The organism is Bacillus sp. 1NLA3E (genome assembly GCF_000242895.2).
Taxonomy (GTDB): Bacteria; Bacillota; Bacilli; order Bacillales; family Cytobacillaceae; genus Bacillus_BU.
Window position 1 is genome coordinate 1,836,866 of the sequence record NC_021171.1, and the last position, 21,575, is coordinate 1,858,440.

Below are 21,575 nucleotides of genomic sequence, written 5' to 3' on the forward strand. Positions count from 1 at the left end.
ATGTTTGTCTCTATGGTTTAGCATTGGGTGAATGAGCCCAAAATTAAGAACCTTGGCCAGCACCAGGTTCTTAATTTTTTATATGAATCTAAAACGGAACTATACTGTTAAACACCTTCACCGAGCTGGACTAGTAAATCAGATTTCTGTTCCAAAGCTAATATCAATCTGAACAATCTCCGAACGGCTGCCAATCCGAAGCGGCGGACCCCAGAAACCATACCCAGAAGATACAATGGTGTGAAGTTGATTTTTTTTCATGTATCCCCAGTCTAATTCAAACATTTTTCTAGTGATCAAATGGTTGGGAGCCATCTGCCCTCGATGAGTATGACCAGACAAAATCAAGTCAGCGCCATGCATTTTTGCATGTTTAATTTCCCCTGGTTGGTGGTCCATCACAATGATCGGTGAAGATAGATCAATTTTACCCAATAATTCCTCCATTGAAAAACGATTTGAATCCGTTTTGTCTTTTCGGCCGACAAGGTAAAAAGAGTCGTCCACTTTGACTGATTCATCCAGCAATATTGTCACGCCAATTCGTTCCATTTCTTTCAGGAACTCGGGAATGGCTCCACCGTAATATTCATGATTGCCAAGCACACCATATACGCCAAGTGGTGCGGACAATTCCCCCATGACATCACCCATTTTTTTACGCATAAACGGTCCCAGTTCATCCTCAATAATGTCACCAGGTAACAGGATGATATCCGAATTTAAATCTTTTACCTCTTTCACCAACCGGCGCAGGTGCGATAAACCGGAGAGATTTCCAAAGTGCATATCAGAGGCCATCGCAATTCGAAGCCCTGAGCGCCCATTAGCTTGTTTCGGGATGACAATCGAATAGTTTCGAACCACTGGATTGTAAGCATTAAATGTTCCATACCCAAACAAAACGAAGAAAGCCACAAGGATAAATGCACCTATCCAAACAATGATTGCTGTTTCAGGAAGTCCATAGGTACTCAGAATCCAAAAAGAAACATCCGCAAGCGGAAAAAGGATAATAGAGTATTGTATAACAGCGATCCAATAGGATCCGATGATCTTAAAAAAGTGCCATTTCTTCGTGTAGCGGTCAATCAAATATGAATAAGATACGACAACGAATAGTACTCCATATATCCATTTATCTTGAAGACCAAAAGCTGAATGAAGCCAAATCCACCCGTTCCAGCCAATATAAAAGGTAATAGCTGTATAAATAAGAAGAAAGATCAAAAATTGAAGACTGAACCATTTTTTCATTCATAAACTCCTACCTTCGCGACATTAATATTATAATCCAATTATTTTTATGTATGATCACATTAATTCACATTGCCCAAAATATCAATCAAGATGTTTTTTTAAGCTTTCACATGCTAGCATGTACATTAAGAAGAAGCCGCTAGCATATTAAAAAAAGGGAAAAGTACAAATTGATTTTCTATTGAAGGAGATGAGAACTTGAGAGATAAAATTATCGAAAACATCAAAAATATAGAGAAGCAATTCGATGTTAAGGTTTGTTTTGCCGTCGAATCAGGTAGCAGGGCGTGGGGTTTTCCTTCTAAGGACAGTGATTACGATGTCCGGTTCATTTATGTCCATAAAAAGGAATGGTATTTGTCTATTGACGAAAAGCGGGATGTGATCGAACTTCCAATTAATGATCTCCTCGATATCAATGGTTGGGACTTACGTAAGGCACTTCGTCTATATAGAAAATCAAATCCACCACTAACGGAATGGCTTCAGTCTGGAATCGTTTATTACCAAGCCTTTTCATTAGTTGGAAAAATGAAGTCAATTCAAGGAAAAGTATTTTCACCCCAATCTGCCATCTATCATTATCTCAACATGGCAAAAGGGAACTATCGGGATTATCTGCAAGGAGGAAAAGTGAAAATTAAGAAATATTTTTATGTTCTTCGCCCGATTTTGGCCTGCAATTGGATTGAAAAACACAACACGTTTCCACCGATTGAATTTCAAGTGTTGCTTGAAGATATTTTGGAACCTGGCCAATTAAAACAGGAAGTCCTTACTTTATTGGAAAGAAAAATGAGTGGGGATGAGTTGAACTTAGAGCCAAAGATCACCGTCATTAATGATTATGTAGAGCACGAAATCGCACGGATTCAAGATTTCGCGAAAACCCTTGTTGTCACAAAAGAGGATATCACCCCGCAGTTAAATGTTTTATTCAGAGAAATAATTGAAGAAGTCTGGGAGTGACAAATTTAGTTAAACAATACATATTTAAGATGTCGTATAAATTATCAAGATGATAATAGCTCATCTGCTCAACTGGCAGAATGGGCATTTTTTTTGGAAAAGGGGCGGAGCAGGGCTTAATAATACTTTTTGAATTTGATATGAAAATAAATAAATTTGCTTAATAATCTTGCTCTAGTTACACTGCCATATTGTGTCAATTATTGTGTAAAACTTACCTTCTTTCACAATCGGTGTAGGTATGAAACCTTAGACCGAAAATATATATTATTATTCCATATTTTCTGCATTTTTTTTAAAACGATTTCACAGACTATGAATTAGTAATAGTTTTTTCTTTTTCCATCTTTTTAAAAAGGCAGGAGGTTAAAGTAAATGAGAATATCAGAATTGTTATCGAAAGACACCATCATACTTGATCTCAAATCTACTAGCAAGAATGACGTCATTAACGAGTTGGCTGAAAAATTATTTAAGTCTGGAAATGTAAGCAATCTTGATAAATTTAAAAATGCCATCTTAGAAAGAGAAAGCGAGAGTACAACCGGAATAGGGGACGGGATCGCCATCCCCCATGCCAAAACAAGTGCAGTGAAAAGACCTGGAATTGCTTTTGGACGTTCCAATAAGGGTGTGGATTATGATTCATTAGACAAAAAGCCTGTAAGTCTTGTTTTTATGATTGCGGCAAGTGAAGGGGCTAATCGAGACCATTTAGAGGCCCTGTCTCGTCTGTCTGTCATGTTGATGGATGATACCTTCCAAAGCGCTTTAAGAAAAGCCGTTACAATTGAAGAAATAGTAAAGGCAGTCGATTTATGGGAGAAGGCAAGACTCGAAGAAAATGATGCAAAAGAAAATATGAATCAAACACAATTAACAGCAACTGGTAAAAGCCTCAAACTTTTGGCGATTACTTCATGTCCAAATGGGATAGCCCATACATATATGGCAGCAGAGAATTTACAAAAAGCGGCCAAAAAAATGAACATTGGAATGAAGGTGGAAACGCAAGGATCCATTGGAGTAGAAAATGAACTAACTGCTGCTGAAATTAGGGAAGCAGATGGCATCATCATCTCTGCTGATAAAGCGGTAGATAAATCACGATTTGCCGGGAAGAAATTATTAGTAACGGGTGTTCAGGATGGAATTCGAAAACCTGAAGATTTAATTGAGCAGTTTATTGATGGAAAAGTAAACGTATATCAAGCTGGTATGAAGTCTGTTGGTCAACATAAACAGGAAATGAAAAGTAAACAAAATCCAGTCTACCGGCACCTCATGAATGGCGTATCCTATATGATTCCATTTGTAGTGGTAGGGGGGCTATTAATTGCCCTCGCGTTAGCTATTGGCGGGAAACCAACTCCAACAGGTTTACAGATACCAAAAGGGTCGACCTGGAACCAAGTTCTTTCTGTCGGTGCAGCCTCATTTTCGTTCATGGTACCGATTTTGGCAGGGTTTATCTCGATTAGTATCGCCGATCGCCCCGGTTTAGCACCTGGAATGATTGGTGGATATATTGCTGCGAACGGTAGTTTTTATAATAGTGAGGCAGGAGCTGGATTTTTAGGGGGAATCGTAGCTGGTTTCCTTGCTGGGTACGTTGCTAAATGGATTAGGACCTGGAAGGTTCCAAAATTATTGGCTCCGATTATGCCGATTTTAATTATTCCTTTATTAGCATCATTGATTGTAGCCTCTGTATTTATTTTTATTTTAGGAGCGCCAATCGCTGCTGTATTTTCAGACCTAACAACTTGGCTAGCGGGAATGCAAGGAACAAGTAGTGTTGTGCTTGCCCTAATTTTGGGGGCAATGATTGCTTTTGATATGGGTGGTCCAGTAAATAAAGTTGCTTTCTTGTTTGGTGCAGCGATGATTGCTGAAGGAAATACCAATATCATGGGACCAATCGCTGTTGCTATTTGTGTACCACCAATTGGGATGGGGCTTGCGACAATATTAAATAAAAAGAAATATGAAGAAGAAGAACAAGATGCTGGGAAAGCAGCACTAGCAATGGGGCTTGTTGGTATTACAGAAGGCGCGATACCGTTTGCTGCAAAAGATCCTCTTCGTGTTATTCCAAGCATTATGGTTGGATCAATGGTCGGTGCTGTAATTGCGATGGTTAGCGGGGTGACAGATAATGTTCCACATGGTGGACCGGTCGTTGCTGTGTTTAGGGCAGTAGGAAATGTGCCGATGTTCTTCATAGCTATCATCATTGGTGTAATTGTAACGGCATTACTGGTGAACATGCTAAAAAAACCAATAAATGATTAGGTCTAAAATGAATGGTCTTCAGACCAAAACAAATAAGAGCAGCATAAGTAGATGCTGCTCTTTGGATAAAATGTAATTATTTTTCTAGCTGAATATCAGTAGCGGGAATAGTAATAATTTTTCCACCAATTTGAACATGAATTGTATCGTTAAAAATGGCTTTTACAAGTCCTTTTAATGAAACTGGTGAATTAACAGTGATATTTTTGTTATCTGGTTTTTTAGCCAAATTTTTCAACACCCTTCCAAAGTTTATAAGATATGAGATTTGGAAAAATTAGTTGCAAAGAATCTAAATTAATTGTATTAATTTTAGTAGCGATTTGCAAAGAAAAAGATTTACAATATATGATATTTTTTTTGGGGGGGAATTATGATTCTAGGGGGCAACGGCCACGCTTGAATCAATGGGTTTTTAACAGGTGCAATCCTTGATTTGAAATAATGCCGTCCTAACATATTATTTTGATGGATTGGTAATAAATTCAACTTGTTATTGTATTGAAGTGATGGTATATTAATTAAGCGATGAGCTAATTTGCATAAGCCAACGGATTTACCTTCGGGTTAAACGTACGAATGTGGTCGTGCGGTCCATTGCCGCAAACGCATCAAAGACGCCTGTTTCTAACAGGCGTCTTTTTGTACGTTCAGAAGAGGCAGTGATTTAAATCCACTGCCTTTTTTTACTATTATTTGATTAGAGACTCATTTCGGCACAGGTGTTGGTGTAGGTTCTCCTACTGATTCGTATTTTTTCACAATTAATTTGTTAATATCTTTTAGACTTTTCCCATCTTGATACATTTCGACCGAATCCTGGGCGATATCTACACATGTGTCACATGACACTCCATGTTGATCCCATTCAGTTACTTGATTGTCTTTGCTTATTCCACTAACAAAACAATCAAGGTTACTCTTATGCCCGTCTCCGGTACAACCACAATAGCAAGGGACGGATGCCAATACTTTTGGATACTCGGCTGCCATTATATAGGTTTGTTTAATAATGTCAGAAGATGAAGTAACATAATCAGGCAACTTTGCATGTTTTGAATCTAAAGTTAGTTCTTTTTTAGGACTACATCCTGCTAAAATGATTACTAGTAACAAACTAAATACTATAAAGCTAGTATATTTCATAGAAGAACACCTCTTTTAATCTTTAATTACATAATTACCTTAACAATAGTACTATACATCAAATTCAATTAATTATTAAGTTTTTTTGATTGGTCAACAAATCTTTTGAATTAGATCAATTGTGTTGTTTTTGGGAGAATTAACTAGTGAGCTAACTTTATATGCCTCCATAAGACTATTGTCAAAAGGTTTTAATAAGGTATTGAGATAGTCGGTATCAGTAATCTTGGTATTTAGCCAAATTTTTTCATCTTCAGGTCTTAAAATGGCCGGCATTCGATCATGGATGTCTTTAACGAGTTCATTTGCAGTTGTGGTAATCACGGAACAGGAAAAAATTGCTTTTCCTTCAGGGGTTTTCCATTGTTCCCATAATCCAGCCATTGCAAACAAGCTATCCGACTTGAGTTTAATCCGCATCGGAGTTTTCGTTTTTTGATCGATTCGTTTCCACTCATAAAAACTATCGGCAATGATTAAACAGCGTTTTTTCTTATATGCGTTTCGGTAGCTTGCTTTTTCAGTAAGGGTCTCCGCTCGAGCATTTATCATTTTATAGCCAATTGACGGTTCCTTCGCCCACGGTGGGATCAAACCCCATTTTAAATAACCCATTTTGTTAATTGTTCCATTATTGATAATCGCTATTACAGATTGAGAAGGGGCAACATTATAGTTAGGAAGATAAGTATCTTCTTGGAGAAAGGCTTCTATATCAAATCGCTCGATAATCTCAGCTACGTTTGCTGTTAGTGTGAATCTACCACACATTTCGTTCACCCCAGTCTGCTTTTATATTTATTGTAGCAAATGCTCGTAGTGATATTCAAAAATCCTGCTAGAACGGCAAAAATAAATAAGTGAATCAACATTCTAGTTTAACAGAGCCATGATTTTAAAAAATTAATTATGTCTTTTATGTTAATTTATTCACAAAAAATTCATTGACTTCGACTTAATTCGACAATATAATTCACAAGTGGAATTATTTTGATAATTTTTTATTTACTAACTTGGAGGGCATAATGAGCAGTTTATTTAGAAAGAAGTCTTTAAGCACCATGATTGCACAGAGTAAAAAGGTTGAACTTAACCGAACTTTAAGTTTATTCGATCTTATCTTTCTTGGGGTAGGCTGTGTAATTGGAACAGGAATTTTTGTTGTCACTGGAGTAGTCGCTGCCCAAAGTGCAGGACCGGCTATTATTATTTCATTTATTATTGCAGGAATTGCATGTGCACTTGCCGCGCTTTGCTATGCAGAATTTTCTTCCGCAGTTCCAGTTTCAGGTAGTGTATATACTTACACGTATGCAACAATGGGGGAAATTTTTGCTTTTTTAATTGGATGGGACTTGATGCTGGAATATGTTTTAGCTATTTCAGCAGTAGCAACCGGATGGTCTGCTTATTTCCGTTCATTAATTGAGGGGTTTGGTGTTCACTTTCCAGCTTTACTTTCTTCAGCGCCAGGCACTGGAACTGGTGGAATGGTTGATTTACCAGCAATCATTATTATTTTATTAGTAACAGCACTTGTGAGTATTGGGGTAAAAGAGAGTACACGTTTTAACAATGTGATGGTTTTCATCAAGCTTGCCGTAATATTAACCTTCATATTCGCTGGAATTAGCTACGTAAAACCTGGAAATTGGACCCCATTTGCTCCTTTTGGATTTAAAGGGATTGTAACGAGTGCGGCTACGGTTTTCTTTGCTTATATAGGATTTGACGTTATTGCGACAGCTTCAGAAGAAGTGAAACGACCAAAACGTGATATGCCGATAGGAATTATTACTTCATTAGTCATTTGTACTGTTTTATATATCGTAGTAGCCCTTGTGTTAACAGGGATGGTTCCATACTCACAATTAAATGTGGGCGATCCAGTCGCACTTGCTCTTAAATTAGTTGGCCAAAACCAATTAGCTGGAATTATTTCGGTTGGAGCTGTTGCTGGAATTACCACTGTCTTGCTGGCATTAATATACGCTCAGGTTCGCTTATCGTTTGCGATGAGTCGGGACGGTTTGCTTCCAAAGGGACTTGCAAAGGTACACAAGAAGTATAAGACGCCCTTCTCTAATACATGGTTAACAGGCTTTGTTGCTGCAGGAATTGCCGGATTTGTTGATTTAACCACATTAGCACACCTTGTAAATATGGGAACTCTTGCCGCATTTACATTAATATCGATTGCGATTATTGTTCTTAGGAGAAAACACCCTGAAATTATCGCAACATTCCGAGTACCATTTGTGCCAGTCTTGCCAGCTATTAGCGCGTTATTTTGCATTTATTTATCGATCAGCTTGCCTGCTATTACGTGGATTTCCTTTGCCATCTGGCTTTCGGTTGGCACGATCGTGTATTTCCTTTATGCAAGAAAGAATAGCTTGCTTAACAATGAAGATCCAAAAGAAATTGACAACCGGATGGCGAAGTGAGTAAAAAAATGAATTGGTTTTAGGTGTTTTTTTCACCAAAATTTAGAACACTTAACTTAATTTAGTTTTAGCCCTTGCATTATCCATTTTTATCTGTTATATTTAAGTAGAATTATTTTTGTTAGTCGGTAAGGATTGTTAAGTGCTAAACTTTCTGTCTTGAAGATCTGAGCAAGGATAGTAACACAATGTGTGCAAAGCACACGAGGAGGAAACACAAATGGAACAAGGTAAAGTGAAATGGTTTAACGCAGAAAAAGGATTCGGATTCATCGAACGCGAAGCAGGAGACGACGTATTCGTACACTTCTCAGCTATCCAAAGCGAAGGTTTCAAATCTTTAGACGAAGGTCAAGCAGTTACTTTTGAAGTAGAACAAGGTCAACGTGGACCCCAAGCTACTAACGTTCGCAAAGCATAATATTGCCAACATATAAAAAAGACTCTCTTGTAGAGTCTTTTTTTTTTGCTTTTTTTAAAGATAAGACGCCCACGGTTGTGAAATAAAAATAAACATAAAAAAACCCTGCTCGCAGATGAGCAGGGCATTTGGATCACGTAAAGTAAATGGTATTTCCAGTATAACATAGATTCCTTGTAAACCCTAATCTTTTTTTAAAAAATGTGCAAATAAGCTCTATTGTTGGCTTTTTTGAGAATATTACAAACTGCAGGTTTTGTAGATGGACTAACCCAAGTAAACATAAAAAATAAGGTGCGCGAGCATCCTGGAGCGGAAATTAACTAATCTTCCTTTTAATAAATAACAGCAAAGGTTACGAAAACAGCCAAAATTATTTAATTAACTCGTTCCTATCTTCCATTTTAGGAGGTTCTTCGAGCCAACCATTTTTCGCCATGATTTTACCACCATCAGTTGCATAGGTTAATATGTCTTTTGCGGATTTCACCATTATTAATGGGAGATCACTCCGTAAACTAAAAGCTGTTCCAAAGGCAGTATTTCCTAAACCAAAGCTACAAAATATACTGGTACAGTACATCATTAGCTTATCTGAAAAAGGAGCAACCTTTGAGTCTGTTGCTTTTCCCCCCCATGTAGCAGGTGGCTGAATATCACTCTGAAGGAATACTTCTGAATAGTCCGTTACAATTTTTTTTGCTAATTCTTTTCCTTTTAAGAAATATTTTTTTACTTCAGGTTCATTAGCAACTTGTGCAAACCCCGTTATCATTTGCATCCCAAAAATATTTGCTCCAATTACATTGTAAATATGTGCAACCTCAACTGTATTCAATGCTCGCTTATCAGAAAACAGGTTGAACCCACTCATATAATTGGTATCAGTTGCAAACACCACGGTCTTCGGCATAGTTACAGCAGGAGGACGAGGTAAAACATCTTTTTCTTGCAAATAGTCGACACATTCTTCGTAACCGCTTTGAGTAAATACAGTTAATTCCTTATAAAGGATAATAATATCTTTTCGATAGGACATGTTTAAGTGGAGACTATGTAATCCCATGCTTATTATATTGGGCAAACGAAGAAACATAATATCAAACATGTTGTCATAAAGCTTGGGCACGACAGGATTGACATCCTCTTCTGTGAATCCGACAGGAATTACAGCACCTTCATTTTTGAAGATGTTTTTTATATCTTCAAGATAGTGAATAATTTTCTGATGAGAATTTTGCATAATTTCCTTAGCGCGGTTGTCATCTGCTTGTTCGATAAAATATTCAAGAATTCTTTGTTTCATTGTACTAAGCTGATAGGTCATCCACAATGTTCCTAATTCACTCGAGCTTAGCGCCTTTTTTTGACTCATTATATTAGCCTCCACTTTAAGAATACTCTCGAATAAATGGTCACCATTCTAATCTGATTTAAATTTAATATTTACCCCAGTAGAAAAAATATGCACCAGACTAATGCTTGTAGCCAGCATTTACTACTAAATATCTACATGAAAAGTAGAGTGATTTTAAAAAAAACCAAAGATTTTTGCACTAGAAAAAAGTCTGAAAATTTAGGAAACTTAGCTTAGCAGATAAATTGAGAAAAAGGAGGAGTGATTTGAAATTTGTAAACAAGTTGTTTTCTCAAATTTAAACCAAATTAATAAATAGGAGGATTTAACTATGGCGATTATAAGAGTTGGTAGAGTTGAACTTCGTGTAATGGATTTGGAAAAATCAGCGGAATACTACCGGAATGTAATTGGTTTAGAGGAAACCGGAAGAGATGATAACAGTGTTTATCTAAAGGCTTGGGACGAATTTGATCATCATAGTATCATTCTTACAAAAGCAGATTCAGCCGGAATGGAACATCTAGCCTTTAAGGTAACGGGGCCGACAGATTTAGATTACTATGAAATGAAAATCGAACAATATGGGATTCCGGTTACTAGAATTGCAGCTGGCACTCGCTTAGCTGAAGGCGAAGCCATCCGCTTTACGGTTCCGACCGGACACCATATAGAATTGTATGCTGACATTGAAAGATTGGGTACAGCTGTTGGGACATTAAATCCGCACCCTTGGCCAGATAATCTTCGTGGGATCGCCCCACATCGCTTAGACCACACCTTATTAGTTGGTGAAGATATAGAGGGTGTTACAAAGTTCTTTACGGAGGTCTTAGGATTTAAACAAACAGAAAGAGTCATCACGGTTGATGGAAAAGTCATGATTGGCAGTTTCTTAGCAACAACCAATAAAGCACATGATATTGCCTTTATCAAAGGTCCAGACAATAAATTTCATCATGTCGGTTTTTTTGTAGATAATTGGTACGATGTTTTGAAGGCAGCTGATATTCTATCGAAAAATGAGGTCCCTATGGATGTCACACCAACTCGCCATGGAATCACTAGAGGACAAACCGTTTACTTCTTTGATCCTTCTGGGAATCGTAATGAAGCTTTTGCAAGCGGTTACATCTCCTATTCTGATTTTGAAACGATCACTTGGACAGAGGATAAAATTGGTCAAGGTGTATTTTACCATCGAAGAGAGTTAAGCGAATCGTTTATGAACGTTCTAACTTAATAAAATAATCGGATTAGCAAAGTGAATTTTCAACTTGATTATTTTGGATGGTGTCCCGCACCATCCAAAAAAACAAACCCAAAAAGGAGGGTCAATATGGAAACGGTAGCTACAGATAAATTTTGTGAAGAGATAGCAAATCAATTATTAGAGGCTGAAGTTTCATTGAAACCGATCTCGCCACTTACCGAAACCTATCCAACTATTTCTGTTCAACAAGCCTATCAAATTCAACTGTTGCAAATTCAGCAAAAAGTTGACCAGGGAGCTAGAATTATTGGCAAAAAGATCGGGTTAACTAGTAAAGCAATGCAAGAAATGGTCGGAGTAAATGAGCCGGATTATGGACATTTGTTAGATACGATGTCCCATGTTGATGGAGAAATCATTGATATAGATCAATTTATTGAACCGAAGATCGAGGTTGAAATTGCCTTTATTTTATCAAAGAATTTAAAAGGTCCAGGTGTATCGATAACTAATGTCATTGATGCAACAGACTATATTGTTCCCGCGTTTGAAGTGATTGATAGTCGAATTAAAGATTGGAAAATTAAATTTGAAGATACAGTTGCGGATAATGGTTCGTCTGCAAAGTTTGTTTTAGGTGGGATTCCTACCAAAATAGATCAAGTAGATTTACGTCATATCGGGATGGTAGTCGACGTTAATGGTGCACAAATCGCGACTGGAGCAGGGGCGGCGGTCCTGGGAAATCCGCTCAAAGCTGTTGCGTGGTTAGCCAATAAACTTGGCGAGTATGATATTTCTTTAAAGGCAGGGGAAGTCATCTTGTCTGGTGCGATAACAGCTGCTGTACCAATTCGATCAGGTGATATTTTTAACGCCCATTTTGCCCATATTGGATCTGTTTCAGTTGGTTTTAAAGGAGGAGATAGTCAATGAAAAAAATAAAAGTTGGCATTTTAGGATCAGGAAATATTGGAACTGATTTGATGTATAAAGTTGAAAGAAGCCCATATTTAGAAATGGGAGTCATGATTGGCATTGATCCAGATTCAGAAGGTTTAAAACGAGCAAAAGCTAGAGGCTACAAGGTGATTGATAAAGGAATCGAAGGATTTATGGAACAGCCAGAACTAGCTGATATTATTTTTGATGCGACGACAGCCTATTCTCATATCAAGCATAATGAGCTGCTTCGTTCAGTTAATAAAAAAATAATTGATTTGACACCAGCAGCAATTGGGCCACTTGTTTCGCCACCAGTAAACCTTAAGGAGCATGCAGATGCGCAGAATGTAAACATGATTACTTGTGGTGGACAAGCGACGATCCCGATTGTTCATGCCATTAGTCAAGTAACACCTGTTAGTTATGCTGAAATTGTCGCAACCGTATCGAGCAAAAGCGTTGGGCCGGGCACAAGAATCAACATTGATGAATTTACTCAGACCACGGCTAAAGGAATTGAAACAGTTGGCGGTGCAAAAAAGGGAAAAGCAATCATCATCTTAAATCCCGCAGAACCACCCGTTATAATGAGAGATACTGTCCATGCGTTAGTAGAGAAAATGGATCAAGAAGCGATCATGAATTCAATCGATTCAATGGTTGAAAAGGTTAAAGAATATATTCCGGGTTATCGCCTTCGTGGCAAACCATTTATAGAAGGAAATCGGATTACAGTATTTTTGGAGGTTGAGGGGGCAGGGGACTTCTTCCCACCATATGCTGGGAATTTGGATATCATGACGGCGGCAGGCGTTAAAATTGCTGAGGAATTCGCCAAACAAACCTACCAATCTAAAAAAATAACAAATTAATTGAGGAGGTTAAACCATTGGTAAATCATACAAAAATAAAAATAGTTGACGTAACTTTAAGAGACGGCAGTCATGCTGTTAAACACTCGTTTACAGAAGAGCAAGTTCGGAATGTTGCGAGAGAGTTAGACCAGGCAGGGGTTGAATATATCGAGGTTACTCATGGTGACGGCTTAGGTGGATCTTCGCTACAGTATGGATTTTCAGCAGTTGATGAGATGAAATTAATTGAAGCCGCTGTGGATGAGTGCAAGCAAGCCAAGGTGTCAGTTTTGCAACTACCAGGGATTGGTACGGTTAAAGAGCTGAAGCAAGCGGCAGAGTTAGGTGCGAAGATGGTCCGTGTTGCGACTCACGTTACGGAAGCAGATGTCGCCCAGCAACATATGACCTTTGCAAAAGAATTGGGGTTAGAAACTGTCGGTTTCCTAATGATGTCGCATATGGTTTCCCCTCAAAAAATAGTTGAACAGGCTAAATTATTTGAAAAATATGGTGCTGACACTGTCTATGTGGTGGACTCCGCTGGGGCTCTTTTACCACAGGAAGTGAAAGAAAGAGTGAGTGCACTGCGTCAATCGATTTCTTGTAACATCGGTTTTCATGGCCATAATAATCTTTCATTAGCAGTAGCAAATACTTTAGCTGCGATTGAAGCAGGAGCAACTTATGTCGATGGAAGTTTGCGATGCCTAGGGGCAGGAAGTGGGAATACACAGACCGAGGTATTGGCGGCCGTATTAGATCGTTTAGGCTACCTGACGAATATTGATTTGTACAAAATCATGGATGCAGCTAATGATACAGTTGCTCCGCTGATGCCACGTTCCCAAGAGATTGGAAGATCTAGTCTAGTAATGGGGTACTCCGGTGTCTATTCAAGCTTTTTGTTACATACGAAAGATGCAGCTGAAAAATTTAAAGTAGACGAACGTGATATTTTAATAGAGTTAGGGAGAAGAAAGGCCGTTGGCGGTCAAGAGGATTTAATTCTTGATGTTGCCGCGGAATTGGCTAAAAATAAGACAAAATGTAGCGTAAATTGCAGCGGGAACTGTGCAACAACAAAATAAACGGGGGTGAAAGGATTGTCAATTTTATCAATTAAAGAAATCGTCGACGAACTATTTAAAGCTGAATTAAATGGGCAAGAGGTAGATAAATTTGTTGATCGCTACCCGGAACTAAACAATCATGAGATTGCTTATCAAATCCAAGATGAATTAATTATTCGTAAACAAAAGCATTCAAATAGTCGAATTATCGGACGAAAACTAGGGCTAACAAGCATCGCAAAACAACAAATGATGGGTGTCCATGAACCTGTGTACGGAATGTTGTTAGATGACATGCTTGTTGATGAACAAGAGGAGATCTCCCTTTCTTCATTGATACATCCAAAAATCGAACCGGAAATCGCCTTTATTATTGGAGAAGAGTTAACAGGTCCTGGGGTATCAGCACCTGAGGTTTTAAAAGCAACCTCTTATGTGATGCCAGCCCTAGAAGTAATCGATAGTCGCTATCGCAATTTTTCATTTACATTGCTTGATGTGATTGCTGACAATGCCTCCTCATCCAAGTTTGTGCTTGGAAATCGGACTCGGAATATAAAAGGTCTGGACCTTGGCCTAACCGGAATGGTGTTTGAAAAGAATGGCTCGATTGTATCCACGAGTACGGGAGCTGCTGTCATGGGACATCCGGCCCGAGCAGTTGCTTGGATGGTAAATAAATTAGGAGAAAAAGGAATTTCTATTCAACCGGGCGATGTTATTTTAAGCGGAGCCATTTGTGAATCGATAACAGTTGAACCTGGAGATTACATTCGTGCTAGTTTTGATGGACTAGGTTCAGTATCAGCAAAATTTAAAGCATAGAGAGGGGAAAAGAGAATGCCGCTAATTCAAATTAATATCATAGAGGGACGCTCTGCCGAGAAAAAAGAAAGACTAATCAAGGATATATCCCAGCTTGTAGCCGTTACCCTTGAAAGTCCAATTGAAACCGTCCGTGTCTTAATTAATGAAATGCCTGCTGCCCACTGGGGAATCGCTGGTGAGTCCGTTAAGAAAAGAAGAGATCAAGCAAACCTGAATCGATAATAAGGAGGAACGTCCATGTCAATTAAAACAGCAGTTAGAACCGTAAAGTTATTTATTGATGGTGAATATGTTGAGTCCTCTCATTTACAAACCTTCGAGGTGAAGAATCCAGCCACTCAGGAAATCATCGCCATCGTTCATGAGGCGAGTAAAGAGGATGTTAATCGAGCCTGTTTGGCTGCAAGACGAGCCTTTGAAGAAGGTCCATGGCGGACGATGTCACTAAAGAAACGCTGTGACAAGATCAGACGGATGGCTGAGATTATCATGGAACGACGCGAAGAGTTTGCTAGATTAGAAGCACTAGATGTTGGGAAACCTTTTCATGCTGCTTATGACGTGGAAATTCCACGTTCTGCTAACAATTTAAAGTTTTTCGCTGATTTTATCGAACAGCATGAAGCGGAAGCCTATCCAGTTGATGAACAGTATCTTAATTACACAAGATATGAGCCAGTTGGTGTGGCAGGATTGATCACACCTTGGAATTTGCCGTTTATGTTAACTACCTGGAAATTGGGCCCTGCTCTGGCAACCGGAAATACTGTTGTGATTAAACCGGCGGAATTAACACCACTAACGGTCTCTTTAATCGGCGAAATTGCCAATGAAGCGGGTATTCCAAAAGGTGTTATTAATGTCGTGCAAGGTTTTGGTCCAAACTCAGCAGGAGAATTTATTACTCAACACCCAGAGGTGGACATGATAACTTTCACTGGCGAAACCACAACAGGAAAAGCAATTATGAAGGAAGCAGCTAACTCATTAAAACGGGTTGCATTTGAATTAGGTGGGAAAGCCGCCAATATCGTGTTTGAGGATGCTGATTTAGATAAAGCAATTCCAACGTCGATACAAGCAGCGTTTCTAAATGCCGGCCAGGTTTGTCTGGCAGGTTCGCGGATACTTGTGCAACGCAGTATTATGGAAGAATTTATTAGCCGCTTCAAAGCTGCTGCAGAAGAATTAGTCGTGGGTGATCCTCAGGATCTTTCGACTAAAATGGGGCCGTTAGTTGGGGAAGAACATTATCAAAAAGTAATAAGTTATTTAGAAATTGCCAAACAAGAAAATGCCCAACTCATAACAGGTGGAAAACGACCTGAATTAGCTGAATATTTGAAAAACGGGTATTATCTTGAGCCGACTATTTACGTTCAAGAGGATCCAAAAACAAGACTTTGCCAAGAAGAGATCTTTGGTCCAATCGTCACCATTGTTCCATTTGATACAGAAGAAGAAGCACTGCAGATTGCTAATGATACGCAGTATGGTCTGAACGGAGTGATTTGGACAGAAAACTTAAAAAGAGCACACCGTGTCGCCCATTCAGTTCGGGCCGGAACAATTTGGGTGAATTGCTGGTTTGTCCGTGATTTGCGCGCTCCATTTGGTGGCTTTAAGAAAAGCGGGATTGGTCGTGAAGGCGGAAAGCATAGCTTAGAATTCTTTACCGAAGCCAAAAATATCTGTATAGCTTTGACTTAGGCTGTGTTAAAGCTCAATGTTGATTTTACTCACTTTGTTGATTGGAGCGGAATGCGCGAGACTCCTGCGGGAGAAGCTGGTCTTGGGAGACCCCGCAGGCGCGTAGCGCTGAGGAGGCTCCCGGACCGCCCGCGGAAAGCGAGCGCATGCAGCGGAAATCAACAGGCAAGTTTAACGCAGCTTTGACTTAATAAATTTTTAATGGATTGAGGGGACAAACGATGACTCAGCCACAAAAGCAAATTCAAAAAATTCGAAAACAACCATGGGATTGGAAAACAAAAAATGAATATGAAGTGGTAACGGTGAGACAGCAGCCTTACCTTCATGGACAATACCGCAATAAATATGACGAACGTGATTATGATATCTATGATCCTCGTTATACTAGATTGAAATGTTCGGACTGGGAATCATTTAGAGATCCGAAGAAATATTGGTATTCATCTTATGTTCGAGACCGCAAGAAGCTTTCCGAAGAGGTAGAAAATGCCTTTCAAATGGTCATGAATTTGGAATTGATTGAAGCTCTGCCAGAAAAGTGGGTCAATGCCGTTCGAGACATTTATACCCCACTTCGACATCTAGAATATGGCGAAAATGTCCAAATGCAATATGTGATTCGTTATGCATTAGGTACACCAATTGAACAATGCGCGACCTTTCAAGCTTACGATAAAGTAGGCAGAGCCCAATGGATTTCGACTTGGGCAATGAATATGCAGGAACATCATGGTGAATTTTTGCAGCATGGGAAAGAAGTCCTATTAAACGAACCATCCTACCAGTTATTACGCCGTTATGTTGAAGAAATATTAATCACGGATGATTGGGCTGAAGTGTTGGTTGCCCAAAACCTAACCCTCGATCTCCTTTTAGGAAACTTAATGTATGTTCATTTTACTGAAAAAGCAAAGCAAAACGGTGATATTCACCTAGCAGGTCTTAATCTCCAAATAGACAAACAAAATAAATGGCATGCTGATTGGGCCTTTACGCTATTCAATTTACTAGCCAATGATCCAGCAGAGAGTCGCTGGGATTATTTAAAATCACTTGGATATGAAGATTGGCCTGGTGACTATCGCTGGGGTCGGACGTTGAGTGATCCACGCGAAACGCCGGAAGAAACCATGACCAATCTTGAAATTATTCAAGAATGGGTCGATAAGTGGTACCCCAAAGCATATGAGGCGGTCCTATCACTTCAGCCTTTATTTGATAAACATGACATTGCTTTCAATATTGCTGATGTAGTAGACCAAATCGAATTAGAGGTTGTCAAAAAGCGGTATCAGAAACTAGGGCTCACTTTTAATAGGGCGACAGTGACCAAGGATAAGTAGCAAAGGAGGACAAAGCAATGGTTAATAAGGAAAAGGTGGCTTTTGTTGGGCTAGATTTAGACAGTTCCGGTGGTGATGTGGTAGACGCTATTATTGAAGCGGCGCTGCAAGATAATGAAGGTGTAGAAGTTGAGGACTACATGACCTATAAAAAAGTAAAAGCACCTTCTAAACTTATTATTCGTAAAGATTCGGTTGAAGAACATCTAGGCCGGGAGTGGTCTTTAGACGAAATCCATTTGTACATGGCATCATGCTTTGGTTTTATTGAAGACCAAGATGGTGAACAGCTCGTACTATATTGGTCCAAAAATTAAGTTTCCGAAAGAGGGGGCTAGGCGATGAGCATTATATTAAACACAAAATTAAATACAAAACAAAAGTTTGAATCCCAAACAAGAGATTTAATGTGGGATCCGAAAGATTTTGATATGAATAAAATTTACCCATTAATTGAAAAAGAAGGGATCATTCTTAAAGATCCAAAAAAATGGGAGGATCCGTTTCGCATTACCTATAATCAATACGTCAAAATTCAATCGGAAAAGGATTCAATCTATCATGCTGTCGCAAATGCTTTTGAAGCCAATCATGGACATGCCAAAATAGTAGATTCTCGTTGGTATGAAGGGGTAAAAGCTTTTGCCACAGCTGTTCAGCCAGCGGAGTATCAGGCACATCGGTTAATGGCCTATATCGGTCGCAACATTCCAATCGAATCAATCCGCTTTGCAACGTTTGCCCAAGCAATCGATGAATTAAGACATGCTCAAATCGAGATTAAACATTACGCCCATATGAGTCAATATTATGATGGACTTCATGCCTATGCAAAAACAAACGAAAACCATTGGTTTAATACAGTGCCTAAGTCATTTTTCGATGATGCTTTAACCTCAGGTCCTTTTGAAGCATTGATGGCGATTTCGTTTTCATTCGAATATTGTTTTACGAATATATTATTCCTACCGTTTGGTTCTTCAGCGGCAGCAGTGGGTGACGATCATTTTGCAGCGGTAGGAAAAACGGTGCAGTCAGATGAAGCAAGACATATGGCATTAGGAATGACGGCATTAAAAATGCTCTTAGAAGAAGATGATCGCAATGTCCCAATTGTACAAAAGTGGCTAGATAAGTGGTATTGGAGAGCGTACCGGATGTTTTCCGTTGTTGCAGTACTAGTAGACTATTATCCTCGAATACGGCCGATTTCTTGGAAAAAGGCGTTTGAAATTTACATCGAAGAACAAGTGTTTAATGGTCTTTTCCGTGAACTAAAAAAATATGGAATTCGCTTGCCGCTGCATGCTGAAGATTCGATTAAGGAAAAAGAACACTATTCTCACGTGACAATGCGTATTTTGGATCATTATAAGCATGCCAATATGTTTAGAGGATTTAAATTACAGCCTGATGATTACGAGTGGCTGTCAAATGAATATCCTTCGTTTGAGCGCAATTATGCATCCTACTTTCGAAGACAAGGAGATCAAACGCTTGCCGTGACGAGCCCTGGGATTCCCTCGGTTTGTCGAGTCTGTCAGATTCCGCTTGAATTTGTTGATCCCGATCAGCCAACAAAATCGTGGACGCAGTTTAGCGAGCATAACGGAAGTATCCAAATGACGTGTTCACCAGGTTGTAAGCACATTTTTGAAATGGAGCCAGAAAAATATTTACAAATGTGGTGGCCAGCTGAAGCTTATGTTGGTGGCGAGTTTGGTGAAAATATGCCGCTTGATTTATTTAACTATCTTGGCTTCAGTCCAGAAGAAGCCGGTGAGCATTATTCCTCAAGGGATCGTAAACGCTGGCTTGAATATCAACAAGCACTGCATATGGACAAGCGATTTAATTAAAAGAGGGTCTGGTGATAACATGCTTTACTTACATGATGAAAACCATTTACTTGTAGGGGTCGTCCCCAAAGATTTAACAGGTGGAGATGAAGTCTTAACGTACATCTCCATTCGGGCAAATTACAATATGACTGGCAAAGCATTATTAGATTTAGCCTTGGAAACATGGAATATTCTCGGTGACGAGGAAGAGTATCACCTTGTGGCGATGCGACCGAGTGGAGACGTGGTTGTTGCTTTAGACCAAACTATAAAGGAATCCGGGATTCAAAATGGAGCACCACTTCAAATTGTAGCGAACTAGGTAGGTGAATAATATCGAATAGAAAGGAAGGTTGCTATGAATGACACGAAAGTAGATTTGTATGAGGTTACTTTAGAGCCCAGTGGTAAGCAAATTCAAGTTAAAGAAGGCCAGACATTACTTGATGGAATTATTCGCAACGGATTACAAGTTTCATATGGATGTCGTCATGGAAACTGTGCGTTATGCAAAGCAAAGGTTCTAGACGGTGAATATGAAATCATGGACCGTGTGACAGATTATTCACTTCTTTCTTTTGAACGGGATGAAGGCTACGTTCTATTATGCAGTACAGTTCCGGAAAGTGATCTCATCGTCGAAATCGAAGAAGAGGAAAGTGAAGGCCTTGAATTTCACCCAGTCGTCGATTTTGAAGCAACCGTCGTAAATAATGAAAGACTGACAAAGGATATTCATTTGATTCAAGTCGAAATGAGACAACAGAATGGGATTCGATATTCCTCTGGGCAATTTTTTGAGTTTGACATTCCTGAAATTGAGCAAACGCGAGCCTATTCAATGGCCAATCGGTATGTAGAGAAGCAACCTCTTGATTTTCATGTAAAAAGAATTGAAAATGGAGCGGGTTCAAATTACATGTGTGACTTACAACCAGGTGCCACCGTAACGGGCTCTGGTCCCTACGGAAAAATGCAATTGATTGATCGCGAAAAAGATTTAATTTTCATAGCAGGTGGCTCCGGGATGGCCCCTATTAAAGCCTTGGTTGAGGAATTATTCAATGGCCTATATCAACACCAAGCATGGTTCTTTTACGGGGCAAGAACAAAAGATGATTTATTTTTGACAGAGCAATGGAATCAACTTGAAAGGGATTACCCTAACTTCCACTTTGTCCCTGCACTATCAGATCAGCCAAATGATGAAGAATGGTTAGGTGAAACAGGATATATTGCCAATGTGGTAGAGAAATATTTGTCTGACGTAAGTCAAATGGATGCCTATCTATGTGGCCCACCAATCTTAATCGAAACAGTTACCAACACGCTTTATAAAGGTGGACTTAGGCGCTCTAATATATTTTCGGATGAGTTTTAATTCGGTATATAATCCCCCACAAAAGTTAAAAGTTTTGTGGGGGATTTAAATCTATTTGGAGGCGAGGAAAATAGATGTTTAAAATATCCGTTGGTGAAAATGGTGAACAATTGTTTCTATGTGCAATGGATGAGGATCTACTATCAGCAGCTCGGAAAAACGCCCAAAAAATCATGCGAGGCTGCTGCAGTGGTGGCTGTGGTGTTTGTAAAATAAAGATAGTAGAAGGACAGTTCCGTAGAGATACGAGCTCAATGGCTGTTTTACCAGCACATGAACGCGAGCAGAATTATACGCTTGCTTGCAAAACATTCGCTTTAAGTGACTTAAGGATCACTTTCCTTAAATAAATGGGGAGAGTTTACAAGCTTGTTGTGTTATAAATTCAGAATATTATAAATTTTATATCTATTTAACTGATTTAGCATACTAAATAAGATATAATTGATTATAAATGTGCAATTATATCTATCGATCGGGGGGGAGTTT

21 protein-coding genes and 2 pseudogenes are annotated in these 21,575 nt (G+C 39.0%); 18 read left to right on the plus strand and 5 right to left on the minus strand.

Going from position 1 to position 21,575, the window contains the following annotated elements:
• Nucleotides 1-138 precede the first annotated feature (138 nt).
• On the minus strand, nt 139-1,257 hold the full coding sequence (locus tag B1NLA3E_RS08840) for a metallophosphoesterase (RefSeq protein ID WP_015593498.1): 1,119 nt from the start codon (nt 1,255-1,257) through the stop codon (nt 139-141).
• Nucleotides 1,258-1,458: 201 nt separating this feature from the next.
• Here B1NLA3E_RS08840 and B1NLA3E_RS08845 point away from each other — a divergent pair, with 201 nt between their 5' ends.
• The 3 genes and pseudogenes from B1NLA3E_RS08845 to B1NLA3E_RS08850 form a co-directional block, all read left to right on the plus strand.
• Nucleotides 1,459-2,229 carry a nucleotidyltransferase domain-containing protein gene (locus B1NLA3E_RS08845; RefSeq protein ID WP_015593499.1) on the plus strand — a complete coding sequence of 257 codons (771 nt, stop codon included), beginning with the start codon at nt 1,459-1,461 and terminating at the stop codon, nt 2,227-2,229.
• A 375-nt stretch (nt 2,230-2,604) separates the two neighbouring features.
• Nucleotides 2,605-3,027: pseudogene (locus B1NLA3E_RS25980) on the plus strand (PTS sugar transporter subunit IIA); the annotation flags it as partial.
• 63 nt (nt 3,028-3,090) lie between these two features.
• Nucleotides 3,091-4,515, plus strand: a pseudogene (locus B1NLA3E_RS08850) (PTS fructose transporter subunit IIC); the annotation flags it as partial.
• Nucleotides 4,516-4,600: 85 nt separating this feature from the next.
• Here B1NLA3E_RS08850 and B1NLA3E_RS25235 read toward each other — a convergent pair.
• The 3 genes from B1NLA3E_RS25235 to B1NLA3E_RS08860 all read right to left on the minus strand — a co-directional run bounded on the left by B1NLA3E_RS25235 (nt 4,601) and on the right by B1NLA3E_RS08860 (nt 6,441).
• The gene (locus B1NLA3E_RS25235) at nt 4,601-4,753 is read right to left on the minus strand and encodes a hypothetical protein (RefSeq protein WP_187292165.1); all 153 of its coding nucleotides are present in this window, start codon (nt 4,751-4,753) and stop codon (nt 4,601-4,603) included.
• A 479-nt stretch (nt 4,754-5,232) separates the two neighbouring features.
• The gene (locus tag B1NLA3E_RS08855; protein ID WP_015593501.1) at nt 5,233-5,670 is read right to left on the minus strand and encodes a PCYCGC motif-containing (lipo)protein; all 438 of its coding nucleotides are present in this window, start codon (nt 5,668-5,670) and stop codon (nt 5,233-5,235) included.
• Nucleotides 5,671-5,763: 93 nt separating this feature from the next.
• Nucleotides 5,764-6,441, minus strand: a complete 678-nt coding sequence (locus B1NLA3E_RS08860; RefSeq protein ID WP_041580409.1) for an SOS response-associated peptidase — start codon at nt 6,439-6,441, stop codon at nt 5,764-5,766.
• Between the two features lie 254 nt (nt 6,442-6,695).
• Here B1NLA3E_RS08860 and B1NLA3E_RS08865 point away from each other — a divergent pair, with 254 nt between their 5' ends.
• Both B1NLA3E_RS08865 and B1NLA3E_RS08870 read left to right on the plus strand, forming a co-directional pair.
• Nucleotides 6,696-8,117, plus strand: coding sequence for an amino acid permease (locus tag B1NLA3E_RS08865; RefSeq protein WP_015593503.1), 1,422 nt, complete (start codon nt 6,696-6,698; stop codon nt 8,115-8,117).
• Nucleotides 8,118-8,337: 220 nt separating this feature from the next.
• Complete coding sequence (locus tag B1NLA3E_RS08870; protein WP_007083691.1) at nt 8,338-8,538, plus strand: cold-shock protein; 201 nt, start codon at nt 8,338-8,340, stop codon at nt 8,536-8,538.
• A gap of 373 nt (nt 8,539-8,911) precedes the next feature.
• On the opposite strand, the gene B1NLA3E_RS08875 is transcribed toward B1NLA3E_RS08870, so the two are convergent.
• A complete protein-coding gene (locus B1NLA3E_RS08875) occupies nt 8,912-9,913 on the minus strand; it encodes a DUF3231 family protein (protein WP_015593504.1) in 1,002 nt (333 codons plus the stop codon).
• A 313-nt stretch (nt 9,914-10,226) separates the two neighbouring features.
• On the opposite strand from B1NLA3E_RS08875, the gene B1NLA3E_RS08880 reads away from it, so the two are divergent.
• The 13 genes from B1NLA3E_RS08880 to B1NLA3E_RS08940 all read left to right on the plus strand — a co-directional run bounded on the left by B1NLA3E_RS08880 (nt 10,227) and on the right by B1NLA3E_RS08940 (nt 21,436).
• Nucleotides 10,227-11,138 carry a catechol 2,3-dioxygenase gene (locus B1NLA3E_RS08880; RefSeq protein WP_015593505.1) on the plus strand — a complete coding sequence of 304 codons (912 nt, stop codon included), beginning with the start codon at nt 10,227-10,229 and terminating at the stop codon, nt 11,136-11,138.
• A 96-nt stretch (nt 11,139-11,234) separates the two neighbouring features.
• Nucleotides 11,235-12,044 carry a 2-keto-4-pentenoate hydratase gene (locus B1NLA3E_RS08885; protein WP_015593506.1) on the plus strand — a complete coding sequence of 270 codons (810 nt, stop codon included), beginning with the start codon at nt 11,235-11,237 and terminating at the stop codon, nt 12,042-12,044.
• Nucleotides 12,041-12,925: an acetaldehyde dehydrogenase (acetylating) gene (locus B1NLA3E_RS08890; protein WP_015593507.1), complete on the plus strand. Its 885-nt coding sequence runs from the start codon at nt 12,041-12,043 to the stop codon at nt 12,923-12,925. Before B1NLA3E_RS08885 ends, B1NLA3E_RS08890 begins: the two co-directional genes overlap by 4 nt.
• 17 nt (nt 12,926-12,942) lie before the next feature.
• Nucleotides 12,943-13,998 (plus strand): 4-hydroxy-2-oxovalerate aldolase, encoded by a 1,056-nt coding sequence (gene dmpG, locus B1NLA3E_RS08895; RefSeq protein WP_015593508.1) that lies wholly within the window; start codon nt 12,943-12,945, stop codon nt 13,996-13,998.
• Between the two features lie 15 nt (nt 13,999-14,013).
• Entirely contained in the window at nt 14,014-14,805 is a 792-nt protein-coding gene (locus B1NLA3E_RS08900) for a 2-keto-4-pentenoate hydratase (RefSeq protein WP_015593509.1), read from the plus strand.
• 15 nt (nt 14,806-14,820) lie between these two features.
• Nucleotides 14,821-15,030 carry a 4-oxalocrotonate tautomerase gene (locus tag B1NLA3E_RS08905; protein WP_015593510.1) on the plus strand — a complete coding sequence of 70 codons (210 nt, stop codon included), beginning with the start codon at nt 14,821-14,823 and terminating at the stop codon, nt 15,028-15,030.
• Nucleotides 15,031-15,045: 15 nt separating this feature from the next.
• The gene (locus B1NLA3E_RS08910; protein ID WP_015593511.1) at nt 15,046-16,518 is read left to right on the plus strand and encodes an aldehyde dehydrogenase; all 1,473 of its coding nucleotides are present in this window, start codon (nt 15,046-15,048) and stop codon (nt 16,516-16,518) included.
• 221 nt (nt 16,519-16,739) lie between these two features.
• A complete protein-coding gene (locus B1NLA3E_RS08915) occupies nt 16,740-17,864 on the plus strand; it encodes a toluene hydroxylase (RefSeq protein WP_015593512.1) in 1,125 nt (374 codons plus the stop codon).
• A 17-nt stretch (nt 17,865-17,881) separates the two neighbouring features.
• Complete coding sequence (locus B1NLA3E_RS08920) at nt 17,882-18,181, plus strand: MmoB/DmpM family protein (protein WP_015593513.1); 300 nt, start codon at nt 17,882-17,884, stop codon at nt 18,179-18,181.
• A 24-nt stretch (nt 18,182-18,205) separates the two neighbouring features.
• Nucleotides 18,206-19,723 carry a toluene hydroxylase gene (locus tag B1NLA3E_RS08925; protein WP_015593514.1) on the plus strand — a complete coding sequence of 506 codons (1,518 nt, stop codon included), beginning with the start codon at nt 18,206-18,208 and terminating at the stop codon, nt 19,721-19,723.
• Between the two features lie 19 nt (nt 19,724-19,742).
• Nucleotides 19,743-20,027 (plus strand): hypothetical protein, encoded by a 285-nt coding sequence (locus B1NLA3E_RS08930; RefSeq protein ID WP_015593515.1) that lies wholly within the window; start codon nt 19,743-19,745, stop codon nt 20,025-20,027.
• A gap of 36 nt (nt 20,028-20,063) precedes the next feature.
• Nucleotides 20,064-21,086, plus strand: coding sequence for an NADH:ubiquinone reductase (Na(+)-transporting) subunit F (locus B1NLA3E_RS08935; protein WP_015593516.1), 1,023 nt, complete (start codon nt 20,064-20,066; stop codon nt 21,084-21,086).
• A 74-nt stretch (nt 21,087-21,160) separates the two neighbouring features.
• A complete protein-coding gene (locus B1NLA3E_RS08940; RefSeq protein ID WP_015593517.1) occupies nt 21,161-21,436 on the plus strand; it encodes a 2Fe-2S iron-sulfur cluster-binding protein in 276 nt (91 codons plus the stop codon).
• Nucleotides 21,437-21,575: the final 139 nt, after the last annotated feature.

Excerpts from the sequence above, each read along its gene's own strand:
- B1NLA3E_RS08840 (WP_015593498.1), bottom strand. The coding sequence starts at position 1,257 with ATGAAAAAATGGTTCAGTCTTCAATTTTTGATCTTTCTTCTTATTTAT.
- B1NLA3E_RS08855 (WP_015593501.1), bottom strand. The coding sequence starts at position 5,670 with ATGAAATATACTAGCTTTATAGTATTTAGTTTGTTACTAGTAATCATT.
- B1NLA3E_RS08860 (WP_041580409.1), bottom strand. The coding sequence starts at position 6,441 with ATGTGTGGTAGATTCACACTAACAGCAAACGTAGCTGAGATTATCGAG.
- B1NLA3E_RS08865 (WP_015593503.1), top strand. The coding sequence starts at position 6,696 with ATGAGCAGTTTATTTAGAAAGAAGTCTTTAAGCACCATGATTGCACAG.
- B1NLA3E_RS08870 (WP_007083691.1), top strand. The coding sequence starts at position 8,338 with ATGGAACAAGGTAAAGTGAAATGGTTTAACGCAGAAAAAGGATTCGGA.
- B1NLA3E_RS08875 (WP_015593504.1), bottom strand. The coding sequence starts at position 9,913 with ATGAGTCAAAAAAAGGCGCTAAGCTCGAGTGAATTAGGAACATTGTGG.
- B1NLA3E_RS08880 (WP_015593505.1), top strand. The coding sequence starts at position 10,227 with ATGGCGATTATAAGAGTTGGTAGAGTTGAACTTCGTGTAATGGATTTG.
- B1NLA3E_RS08885 (WP_015593506.1), top strand. The coding sequence starts at position 11,235 with ATGGAAACGGTAGCTACAGATAAATTTTGTGAAGAGATAGCAAATCAA.
- B1NLA3E_RS08890 (WP_015593507.1), top strand. The coding sequence starts at position 12,041 with ATGAAAAAAATAAAAGTTGGCATTTTAGGATCAGGAAATATTGGAACT.
- B1NLA3E_RS08905 (WP_015593510.1), top strand. The coding sequence starts at position 14,821 with ATGCCGCTAATTCAAATTAATATCATAGAGGGACGCTCTGCCGAGAAA.
- B1NLA3E_RS08910 (WP_015593511.1), top strand. The coding sequence starts at position 15,046 with ATGTCAATTAAAACAGCAGTTAGAACCGTAAAGTTATTTATTGATGGT.
- B1NLA3E_RS08915 (WP_015593512.1), top strand. The coding sequence starts at position 16,740 with ATGACTCAGCCACAAAAGCAAATTCAAAAAATTCGAAAACAACCATGG.
- B1NLA3E_RS08920 (WP_015593513.1), top strand. The coding sequence starts at position 17,882 with ATGGTTAATAAGGAAAAGGTGGCTTTTGTTGGGCTAGATTTAGACAGT.
- B1NLA3E_RS08925 (WP_015593514.1), top strand. The coding sequence starts at position 18,206 with ATGAGCATTATATTAAACACAAAATTAAATACAAAACAAAAGTTTGAA.
- B1NLA3E_RS08930 (WP_015593515.1), top strand. The coding sequence starts at position 19,743 with ATGCTTTACTTACATGATGAAAACCATTTACTTGTAGGGGTCGTCCCC.
- B1NLA3E_RS08935 (WP_015593516.1), top strand. The coding sequence starts at position 20,064 with ATGAATGACACGAAAGTAGATTTGTATGAGGTTACTTTAGAGCCCAGT.
- B1NLA3E_RS08940 (WP_015593517.1), top strand. The coding sequence starts at position 21,161 with ATGTTTAAAATATCCGTTGGTGAAAATGGTGAACAATTGTTTCTATGT.